The organism is uncultured Tateyamaria sp. (genome assembly GCF_947497045.1).
In the GTDB taxonomy this organism is placed as follows: domain Bacteria; phylum Pseudomonadota; class Alphaproteobacteria; order Rhodobacterales; family Rhodobacteraceae; genus Tateyamaria.
This window is the reverse complement of the sequence record NZ_CANMEU010000001.1, coordinates 54,617-63,839: the sequence shown is the minus strand read 5'-3', so window position 1 is coordinate 63,839 and position 9,223 is coordinate 54,617. Positions and strand designations below refer to the sequence as shown.

Annotated in this window: 18 protein-coding genes; 15 read left to right on the top strand and 3 right to left on the bottom strand. The window is 58.3% G+C overall.

The genetic code is table 11. The features are described from left to right. Positions 1-199: 199 nt before the first annotated feature. The 5 genes from rplB to rplP are packed head-to-tail and all read left to right on the top strand — an operon-like array spanning position 200 to position 2,837. Positions 200-1,042 (top strand): 50S ribosomal protein L2, encoded by an 843-nt coding sequence (gene rplB, locus Q0859_RS00380; RefSeq protein ID WP_299146853.1) that lies wholly within the window; start codon positions 200-202, stop codon positions 1,040-1,042. A gap of 3 nt (positions 1,043-1,045) precedes the next feature. Then, positions 1,046-1,324 (top strand): 30S ribosomal protein S19, encoded by a 279-nt coding sequence (gene rpsS / locus Q0859_RS00375; RefSeq protein ID WP_025059469.1) that lies wholly within the window; start codon positions 1,046-1,048, stop codon positions 1,322-1,324. After that, a complete protein-coding gene (gene rplV, locus Q0859_RS00370; protein WP_299146852.1) occupies positions 1,321-1,701 on the top strand; it encodes a 50S ribosomal protein L22 in 381 nt (126 codons plus the stop codon). The genes rpsS and rplV overlap by 4 nt, the downstream gene beginning before the upstream one ends. Continuing rightward, positions 1,701-2,408: a 30S ribosomal protein S3 gene (rpsC, locus tag Q0859_RS00365; RefSeq protein ID WP_299146851.1), complete on the top strand. Its 708-nt coding sequence runs from the start codon at positions 1,701-1,703 to the stop codon at positions 2,406-2,408. The genes rplV and rpsC overlap by 1 nt, the downstream gene beginning before the upstream one ends. A 15-nt stretch (positions 2,409-2,423) precedes the next feature. Beyond that, positions 2,424-2,837 carry a 50S ribosomal protein L16 gene (gene rplP / locus Q0859_RS00360; protein ID WP_299146850.1) on the top strand — a complete coding sequence of 138 codons (414 nt, stop codon included), beginning with the start codon at positions 2,424-2,426 and terminating at the stop codon, positions 2,835-2,837. 84 nt (positions 2,838-2,921) lie between these two features. On the opposite strand, the gene Q0859_RS00355 is transcribed toward rplP, so the two are convergent. Continuing rightward, positions 2,922-3,506 (bottom strand): thermonuclease family protein, encoded by a 585-nt coding sequence (locus tag Q0859_RS00355; RefSeq protein WP_299146849.1) that lies wholly within the window; start codon positions 3,504-3,506, stop codon positions 2,922-2,924. Positions 3,507-3,900: 394 nt separating this feature from the next. On the opposite strand from Q0859_RS00355, the gene Q0859_RS00350 reads away from it, so the two are divergent. Further along, positions 3,901-4,113, top strand: a complete 213-nt coding sequence (locus Q0859_RS00350) for a hypothetical protein (RefSeq protein ID WP_299146848.1) — start codon at positions 3,901-3,903, stop codon at positions 4,111-4,113. On the opposite strand, the gene Q0859_RS00345 is transcribed toward Q0859_RS00350, so the two are convergent. Together Q0859_RS00345 and Q0859_RS00340 are read right to left on the bottom strand one after the other, a co-directional pair. Beyond that, a complete protein-coding gene (locus tag Q0859_RS00345; protein ID WP_299146847.1) occupies positions 4,094-4,714 on the bottom strand; it encodes a TIGR02466 family protein in 621 nt (206 codons plus the stop codon). The two genes, Q0859_RS00350 and Q0859_RS00345, sit on opposite strands and share 20 nt — an antisense overlap. Positions 4,715-4,720: 6 nt before the next feature. Beyond that, positions 4,721-5,419, bottom strand: coding sequence for a hypothetical protein (locus Q0859_RS00340; RefSeq protein ID WP_299146845.1), 699 nt, complete (start codon positions 5,417-5,419; stop codon positions 4,721-4,723). A gap of 273 nt (positions 5,420-5,692) precedes the next feature. Here Q0859_RS00340 and rpmC point away from each other — a divergent pair, with 273 nt between their 5' ends. From rpmC to rplR, 9 genes are all read left to right on the top strand, one after another. After that, entirely contained in the window at positions 5,693-5,893 is a 201-nt protein-coding gene (gene rpmC / locus Q0859_RS00335; protein WP_299146843.1) for a 50S ribosomal protein L29, read from the top strand. Positions 5,894-5,905: 12 nt separating this feature from the next. After that, positions 5,906-6,136, top strand: coding sequence for a 30S ribosomal protein S17 (rpsQ, locus tag Q0859_RS00330; RefSeq protein ID WP_076628854.1), 231 nt, complete (start codon positions 5,906-5,908; stop codon positions 6,134-6,136). Between the two features lie 76 nt (positions 6,137-6,212). Further along, entirely contained in the window at positions 6,213-6,581 is a 369-nt protein-coding gene (gene rplN / locus Q0859_RS00325) for a 50S ribosomal protein L14 (RefSeq protein ID WP_113821507.1), read from the top strand. Beyond that, a complete protein-coding gene (rplX, locus tag Q0859_RS00320; protein WP_299146837.1) occupies positions 6,581-6,886 on the top strand; it encodes a 50S ribosomal protein L24 in 306 nt (101 codons plus the stop codon). Before rplN ends, rplX begins: the two co-directional genes overlap by 1 nt. Beyond that, a complete protein-coding gene (rplE, locus tag Q0859_RS00315) occupies positions 6,886-7,449 on the top strand; it encodes a 50S ribosomal protein L5 (RefSeq protein ID WP_299146836.1) in 564 nt (187 codons plus the stop codon). Before rplX ends, rplE begins: the two co-directional genes overlap by 1 nt. Before the next feature lie 19 nt (positions 7,450-7,468). Continuing rightward, positions 7,469-7,774: a 30S ribosomal protein S14 gene (gene rpsN / locus Q0859_RS00310; RefSeq protein WP_299146835.1), complete on the top strand. Its 306-nt coding sequence runs from the start codon at positions 7,469-7,471 to the stop codon at positions 7,772-7,774. A 13-nt stretch (positions 7,775-7,787) separates the two neighbouring features. Beyond that, the gene (gene rpsH, locus Q0859_RS00305) at positions 7,788-8,180 is read left to right on the top strand and encodes a 30S ribosomal protein S8 (protein WP_108838842.1); all 393 of its coding nucleotides are present in this window, start codon (positions 7,788-7,790) and stop codon (positions 8,178-8,180) included. Between the two features lie 10 nt (positions 8,181-8,190). Next, positions 8,191-8,724 (top strand): 50S ribosomal protein L6, encoded by a 534-nt coding sequence (gene rplF, locus Q0859_RS00300; protein WP_299147503.1) that lies wholly within the window; start codon positions 8,191-8,193, stop codon positions 8,722-8,724. 11 nt (positions 8,725-8,735) lie between these two features. Further along, positions 8,736-9,095 (top strand): 50S ribosomal protein L18, encoded by a 360-nt coding sequence (gene rplR / locus Q0859_RS00295; protein WP_299146834.1) that lies wholly within the window; start codon positions 8,736-8,738, stop codon positions 9,093-9,095. The last annotated feature ends 128 nt before the right edge of the window (positions 9,096-9,223 follow it).

Below are 9,223 nucleotides of genomic sequence, written 5' to 3'. Positions count from 1 at the left end.
AACCCTCTCGCTCTTGACCCCACCCCCGCCATCCCATAACAGACCCCATCGGCAGCGCCCCGGATTCGTCCGGGGCTTTGTCTTTGGCTGTAAGGCGGACGTGTCGTTCGCCCCACGCTACCCAACTTCGGGCACCTACGGGGGCCTATAACCATCGCGGCCCGCATGGTCGCGCACAGCAAAACGGAAGACAGCAATCATGGCACTCAAGTCGTATAAGCCGACGACGCCGGGCCAGCGTGGGCTGGTACTGATCGACCGTTCGGAGCTTTGGAAAGGCCGCCCGGTCAAGTCTCTCACTGAGGGTTTGACCAAGAATGGCGGACGGAACAACACCGGACGGATCACGATGCGCCGCAAAGGCGGGGGCGCGAAACGTCTCTATCGGATCGTCGATTTTCGCCGCAACAAAATGGATGTATCGGCCACGGTCGAACGCATCGAATATGACCCCAACCGGACTGCGTTCATCGCACTGGTGAAATACGATGACGGCGAGCAGGCCTATATCCTTGCCCCGCAGCGTCTGGCGGTCGGTGACAAGATCATCTCCTCCCAAAAGGCGGACATCAAACCCGGTAACGCAATGCCGTTCCAGGGGATGCCCATCGGGACAATCATTCACAACATCGAACTGAAACCCGGCAAGGGTGGTCAGATCGCGCGCGCCGCGGGCACCTATGCCCAGTTCGTGGGCCGGGATGGGGGCTATGCCCAGATCCGCCTGTCCTCGGGCGAATTGCGTCTGGTCCGTCAGGAATGCATGGCCACCGTTGGTGCCGTGTCCAACCCCGACAACAGCAACCAGAACTACGGTAAAGCGGGCCGCATGCGTCACAAGGGTATCCGCCCATCTGTGCGTGGTGTGGTTATGAACCCGATCGATCACCCCCATGGTGGTGGTGAGGGGCGCACATCGGGTGGTCGCCACCCTGTGTCCCCATGGGGCAAGCCCACAAAGGGTGCCCGCACCCGCAACAAGAACAAAGCGTCGCAAAAGCTGATCATTCGCTCGCGTCACGCCAAGAAAAAGGGGCGCTGATAGATGTCTCGTTCTGTTTGGAAAGGTCCGTTTGTCGACAGCTATGTGCTGAAGAAAGCGGAAGCGTCGCGCGAGAGCGGGCGCAACGAAGTGATCAAGATCTGGTCGCGCCGCTCCACCATTCTGCCCCAGTTCGTGGGTCTGACATTTGGGGTGTATAACGGCCACAAGCATATTCCCGTGAACGTGTCCGAAGAGATGATCGGCCAGAAGTTCGGTGAATATTCGCCCACGCGGACCTATTACGGTCATGCCGCTGACAAAAAGGCGAAACGCAAATGAGCAAGGACAAGAACCCACGCCGCGTGGCGGACAACGAAGCCATGGCCAAGACCCGCATGCTTCGCACCTCCCCACAAAAGCTGAACCTCGTGGCGCAGTTGATCCGTGGCAAGAAGGTGGACAAGGCCCTGACCGACCTCACCTTCTCCAAAAAGCGCATCGCACAGGACGTCAAGAAGTGCCTGCAATCCGCGATCGCCAATGCTGAAAACAACCACAACCTGGACGTTGACGAGCTGATCGTCGCCGAAGCCTGGGTTGGCAAGAACCTGACCATGAAACGTGGGCGTCCCCGGGCGCGCGGCCGTTTCGGCAAGATTATGAAGCCGTTCGCCGAAATCACGATCAAAGTGCGTCAAGTCGAGGAGCAAGCCTGATGGGTAACAAAGTCAATCCGATTGGCATGCGCCTGCAGGTGAACCGCACCTGGGACAGCCGCTGGTATGCCGACACCAAGGATTACGGTGATCTTCTGCTGGAAGATCTGAAAATCCGTGATTTCATCAAGAATGAGTGCAAGCAGGCCGGTGTGGCCCGTGTGATCATCGAGCGCCCGCACAAAAAGTGCCGTGTCACGATCCACACAGCCCGCCCCGGTGTCATCATCGGCAAGAAAGGTGCGGACATCGAAGGTCTGCGCAAGAAGCTGGCGAACCTGACCGACAGCGAATTGCACCTCAACATCGTTGAAGTCCGCAAGCCCGAGCTGGATGCTGCCCTTGTGGGTGAAAGCATCGCACAACAGCTTGAGCGCCGGGTGTCGTTCCGCCGCGCCATGAAGCGTGCCGTGCAGAACGCCATGCGTATGGGTGCCCTTGGCATCCGCGTGAACGTCGCGGGCCGCCTTGGCGGTGCCGAAATCGCGCGGACCGAGTGGTATCGCGAGGGCCGCGTGCCCCTGCACACCCTGCGGGCCGACATCGATTACGCCCACGTCGAAGCGACAACTGCCTATGGTATCATCGGGATCAAGACATGGATCTTCAAAGGTGAAATCATGGAGCACGACCCGCAGGCACGTGACCGTAAAGCACAGGAACTCCAGGACGGCCCAGCACCTCGCGGTGCAGGCGGTCGTCGTTGATCGGAGGGCATTTAGATGCTTCAACCAAAGCGTACCAAATTTCGCAAACAGTTTAAGGGCTCGATCAAGGGTCTTGCAAAGGGCGGGTCTGACCTGAACTTTGGCACCTATGGTCTCAAGGCACTTGAGCCTGAGCGGGTCACCGCCCGTCAGATCGAAGCGGCGCGTCGTGCCATGACCCGTCACATGAAACGTCAAGGCCGGGTCTGGATCCGGATTTTCCCCGACGTTCCCGTGACAGCCAAACCCATCGAAGTGCGTATGGGTAAGGGCAAAGGCTCGGTCGACCGTTGGGCGGCCAAGGTCAAACCTGGCCGCGTGATGTTCGAGATCGACGGTGTGAATGACGACATCGCACGCGAGGCCCTGCGCCTGGCGGCGATGAAGCTGCCGATCAAGACACGCGTTGTGGTCCGCGAGGACTGGTAAATGGTGGGCAGATTGCCCACCCTACGGATGTGATTGATAGCCCCCGGCGTGAAAGCGTCGGGGGCTTTTCTTTTGGGTTCGGCCTTATCTCCAGCGGCCATATCCCTTCAGCTTTCGGCGCATATCTGCATCTTCTAGGTGTTTGTACTTCCCTTTCGAAAAGTGCCCACCATCAAGTGCCAAACCAGCACTGATGATCTCGGCTCCCAAATCTCGCCCGTCAGGTAAGAAACACGTCCCGACGAGGCGGTCATAGGATGTCTCGCCTGTGAGTTTCACCGTGATGACTTGGCCCTTGCACAGCTTCACCATTTCCCACTTCGATTTTTGACCCCAAGGCTGATCGAGTTCAGGTGCATCTATGCCCGCAAGCCGGATCTTTATCCTGTTAATCGCAATCGTATCGCCGTCAATTACCCAAGCGCGGCCTTTCAGTTGCATGGATGAAGGAATGGGCGGGGGTGGTGCGTGATCTGATTTCGGGTTTGGCTTGGGTACCACATGTTGCTTGGCAGTTGGCGCATCGGTGCTGGGCACCCGCGGTACTGCCGTCTGTGTTGGCCTTGTATCGCCGCCTCTATTTGACCGGTCGTTGGCACCGGGTTTTTGGAGACCCGCGCTGACCCATACAACGACACCGAGAACCAACAGCAAAAACAGAATTTCCAAAACGCACACACACCAAATTTGTTTTAGACAACCTAAGGCTGAAATAAGTGGCTATGCAAAGAAAAACGTGCTCGGTAAATGACAGGGTCCGGAGTCAAGGCCGCAGGCCGCCGCGCCATCGACAGGCCACCCTCGGGCCTGTCGACCGGGTGACGTTAGCGCGCCGCTTGGGTGGAAAATGTGTTTGGCTGCCATAAAGCACTACCGCCAAAGCGTTGGATCGACAGACCGTGACCTGCCGATGGCGCGGCTTAGTCCTTAATTTGAGTGGGACAGGTCGAGCTATGCCCCCGTCAAACCAAGCGGGTGAGGTCACGCCGTGTCTCTTGACTGTGGCTATTGTCCGCCGCTCCGCTAAGCTGGCTCGGAAACCCTACGTCCTGAAAGGCCGAACATGAAGCAAGTTCCCAAGCCGAATACTGATGCGGACCTGATCCAGGAGTTCCTCAACAACGGAGGCAAGGTCAAAAAAGGCAAGACCAAGCCGATGCCCGACGGGATGGGCCTCAGCAACAATCAGTGGGGCAACACGCTGACCAAAGAGGAAAAGGCGGCGCGCAAGGCAGCCGAGGAAGCGCGAAAGGCGTCTACTCCCAACCGTAGTTGAACGACACCGACACCCGCTCATCCTCGGCCATGTTCATCGGCACTTCGTGGCGCAGCCAGCTTTCCCACAGCAGTACGTCCCCCACGGCGGGCTTGGCATAGTGAAACTGGCGCAAATCCTCGGGCGCGTCCGTTGTCCGCCCGGGCGCAGCCATCATCATCGGCAGGCGCGGGTCTTCGAGTTTCAGCGCACTCGTGCCTTCGGGCATGGCCACATAGGTTGTGCCCGAAATCACCGAATGAGGGTGGATGTGGCCGGTGTGAATGCCGCCCTCGGGCAGGATGTTGATCCAGATACTGTCGAGTGTGAGGGTCTTGTCGCCCAGATCAAAGGCTAGATTGTGGGCAAAGGCGGCGACATGGGCGTCCAGCGATTTTACCAGATCGCCAAAGATCGGGAACCGCCAGGGCAGGTCGGTTAGCGACGCATATGAGGTGTAGCCGGGATAGCCCTGCGCCTCACACCAGCCGTGCCCCGCCTCGTCGTCTTCGGCGATGCCGTAGCAGTTGCGTTCCAGTTCCGCCGGATCGATCCGGGGATCGAACTCGGACAGGGGGGCGTGATACAAGCGGGTGGCAAATAGAGAGGTTACTTTGGGCATCCGGGGTCAGGCTCTGGTTGTAAGATAGTCTTGCCAGTCCGGGTGTGCGCCTTCGCTTCCAGAAAGTCTATGGGCCTTGAGATCGGCGATATCTTGATCGACCTGCGCACTTTGTGCATCAAACCGCGTCTTTGCTGCCATGATATCGCAGCGCAACGTGTCCAGATCGGGGCCCATCGGGACAATCCGCGAGATTTTCTGCGCCGCGCGTTCGGTGCCGTAGAGATAGGCAAAGATCGTGTAGACACGCGTGACCCGCGCCGCGTCATACGTGCCTTTGAGGTTTGGGTGTTTAAAATAGGTTTCGAATTCGACCCAGTGTTCGGGCTGAAAACAGGATTGCGCCACTTGTTTCAGTGCGGAGCCCAGGGGGGCGTGCGGATGGTCGCCAAGATGCGCATCCATCTCCGGCGCCCGCCATGCCTGTCCGATGGTGGCCCAGGTCACAACCATGGTATCGCGGGTAATGGGGGCCATGAGCGCGACCATCTGTTCGATATTGGGAAAGCCCAGAAATGATAGCCGAGCTCGTTGCCCAAAACCCAAATCCGGAACAGAGATCAGCGGCAGTCGCGTGGCCTCGAATGTGTCGCGCGTTTGTGCCCGCAGATCTGCGGCCTCCAAGTCCTTGAACCGTTCGGGATTACCGGCCCGCAAGGTGGCAAGCAGCGCTTCGTTCGCGCGGTCAACCAGATTTCTGCTCATCATGGTGCCTTTCGGATCGTGCTTTGGGTCAGTATCCTGCCGAGACTGGGCAAATTCGTGACGCAGAAGCGGTGATATTGCGGTTAATGACCCGACATATTGTGGCTTTGTCATCCTCGTTGCGCAGGAACGCGGAAACACTGTGAATCAACGCCCGTCAGGGGTTGCCATATGTCTGCACCCCTCATATACGGCCCCTCTATCATCCACTCCACGGGAATCAGGGTGACGCCGTTTTGGTGGCCCGCTCGTGATGTTGAAAGGAACAGGCGCATGAACGCCCAAGAACTTCGGGACAAGACCCCGGACCAGCTTCGCGATGAACTGGCAAACCTGAAAAAAGAAGCCTTCAACCTGCGATTCCAGCAGGCCACGGGTCAGCTTGAGAACTCCGCGCGTCTGCGTGGTGCCCGTCGTGATGCCGCACGCGTCAAGACGATCCTCAATGAACTTGCCGCCAAAGCGGCCGAATAAGGAGAGCATGACATGCCAAAGCGTATCCTGTCTGGCGTCGTGACCTCCGACGCAAACGCCCAAACCGTGACCGTGTCCGTCGAGCGTCGCTTTACGCACCCGGTTCTGAAAAAGACCATTCGTAAGTCCAAGAAGTACCGGGCGCACGATGAACAGAACGCGTTCAAGGTCGGCGACACCGTTCGTATCATCGAATGTGCGCCCAAGTCGAAAACGAAACGTTGGGAAGTGCTTGAGGCGTAAGCCGGGTACTTCGCCGCATTAATCGAAACCCTGGGGATCAGGCACGCATCGCCCCCCAAAGGTCGGGAGAAACCAAATGATCCAGATGCAAACCAACCTGGATGTTGCTGACAACAGCGGCGCACGCCGTGTTCAGTGCATCAAGGTCCTGGGTGGTTCCAAGCGTAAATACGCTTCGGTCGGCGACGTCATCGTCGTGTCCGTCAAGGAAGCCATCCCACGTGGTCGCGTAAAGAAAGGTGACGTCCGCAAGGCCGTCGTCGTGCGCACCGCCAAGGAAGTCCGTCGCGACGATGGCACGGCCATCCGCTTTGACCGCAATGCGGCCGTGATCCTGAACAACAACAACGAACCTGTTGGTACCCGGATCTTTGGCCCCGTCGTGCGCGAGTTGCGCGGCAAGAACTTTATGAAAATCATCTCGCTGGCTCCGGAGGTGCTCTGATGGCTGCGAAACTCAAAAAAGGCGACAAGGTCGTCATGCTCACGGGCAAGGACAAGGGCAAAGAGGGCACGATTTCCTCGATCGACCCCAAGGCGAACAAGGCCGTCGTTGACGGGCTGAACATCGCCATCCGCGCCACCCGTCAAACACAGGAAAGCCAAGGCGGCCGCATCCCCAAGGCGATGCCCGTTGATCTTTCCAACCTCGCACTGCTGGATGCCAATGGCAAAGCCACCCGCGTTGGTTTCAAAATGGACGGCGACAAGAAAGTCCGCTTTGCCAAAACAACAGGGGACGTGATCTGATGCTCGACACTGCAACCTACACCCCCCGCCTCAAGGCCGTTTACAAGGACACGATCCGCGCGGCCATGAAAGAAGAGTTCGGCTACAAGAACGACATGCAGATCCCGCGTCTGGACAAGATTGTCCTGAACATCGGCTGCGGTGCCGAGGCCGTCCGCGACAGCAAGAAAGCCAAGTCCGCCCAAGAGGACCTGACCGCAATCGCAGGCCAGAAGGCGCTGACCACCATCGCTAAAAAGTCCATCGCTGGTTTCCGCGTGCGTGAAGACATGCCGCTTGGGGCCAAGGTGACATTGCGCGGCGATCGGATGTATGAATTTCTTGACCGTCTGATCACCATCGCAATGCCTCGTATCCGTGACTTCCGCGGTATTCCGGGTAAATCCTTTGACGGGCGTGGCAACTATGCCATGGGCCTCAAGGAACACCTCGTTTTCCCCGAAATCGACTTTGACAAGGTCGATGAAAACTGGGGGATGGACATCGTGATCACGACCACGTCCCAGACCGATGCCGAAGCAAAAGCCTTGCTCAAGCATTTCAACATGCCCTTCAACTCGTAAGCGCGAAGAGGAAAAAGATATGGCTAAAAAATCCATGATCGCGCGCGAAGTGAAGCGCGAAAAGCTGGTGAAAAAGTACGCGGCCAAGCGGGCCGAGCTCAAAGCAATCATCAGCGACGAAACCAAACCGATGGAAGAGCGCTTTCGCGCCTCGCTGAAGCTGGCAAAACTGCCCCGCAACAGCAGCGCCGTGCGTCTTCACAATCGTTGCCAACTGACCGGTCGTCCGCATGCGTATTACCGCAAGCTGAAAATCAGCCGGATCGCGCTGCGGGAACTCGGCTCTGCCGGGCAAATCCCCGGCATGGTCAAGTCAAGCTGGTAAGGGAGAGAGAGTTATGACCGATCCTATCGCAGATATGCTCACCCGCATCCGCAACAGCCAGATGCGCGGTAAATCCGTGGTTTCGACCCCTGCGTCGAAACTGCGCGTGCGCGTGCTCGAAGTGCTGGCGGACGAAGGCTACATTCGTGGCTTTGAAGAAACCAAGGGCGAAGATGGCCACCCCGCCATCGAAATCAGCCTGAAGTACTACGAAGGCGAACCTGTTATTCGCGAACTGAAGCGGGTCTCCAAACCCGGTCGTCGCGTTTACATGGGCGTCAATGACATCCCGTCGGTCCGTCAGGGCCTGGGTGTGTCGATTGTCTCCACCTCCAAAGGTGTGATGTCGGATGCAAATGCACGCAGCCAGAATGTTGGCGGCGAAGTGCTTTGCACGATCTTCTAAGGAGAAGCAGATGTCTCGTATTGGTAAAAAACCGGTCGATCTGCCCTCGGGTGTGACCGCATCCGTCTCCGGGCAGATGATCGAAGTTAAAGGCCCCAAAGGCACGCGTTCGTTCAAGGCGACCGACGATGTGACCTTGTCGGTCGAAGACGGCACCGTTTCCATCATGCCACGCGGCAAGTCCAAGCGTGCGCGCCAGCAGTGGGGCATGTCCCGCACGATGGTCGCGAACCTGGTCACCGGTGTGACGGATGGTTTCAAGAAAGAGCTGGAAATCCAGGGCGTCGGTTACCGGGCTCAGATGCAGGGCAACACCCTGAAGCTGAACCTCGGCCTGTCCCACGATGTTGACTACACGCCGCCAGCCGGTGTGACTGTCACAGCCCCCAAGCAGACCGAAATCATCGTCGAAGGTATCGACGAGCAGTTGGTCGGCCAGGTGGCTGCAAACATCCGCGAGTGGCGCAAGCCCGAGCCCTACAAGGGCAAAGGCATCCGCTATAAAGGCGAATTTATCTTCCGCAAGGAAGGCAAGAAGAAGTAAGGACCAGACAGATGGCAAACAGCAAACGGACCCTGTTCCTCAAGCGCCGCCTGCGCGTCCGGAACAAACTGCGCCGCGTCAACGCCGGGCGTCCCCGCCTGAGCGTGCATCGCTCCAACAAGAACATCAGCGTGCAGCTGATCGACGACGTCAACGGTGTGACCTTGGCCGCCGCCTCGACCCTCGAAAAGGATCTGGGCGTTGTGGGCAAGAACAACGTCGAAGCCGCCACCAAAGTGGGCACTGCAATCGCCGAGCGTGCGAAAAAGGCAGGCGTGTCCGAGGCGTATTTCGACCGCGGCGGCTTCCTCTTTCACGGCAAGGTCAAGGCGGTTGCCGACGCCGCGCGTGAAGGTGGTCTGAAGATCTAAGACCAAGGTGGGCAGATTGCCCACCCTACGTAGGATGGGCAATCTGCCCATCTTCGCTGTGAGGGGCGTGCGCGCCCTTCCGATGATCCGGGGGCATGATGCTCACCTGGATTGAGTTTATCGGCGCG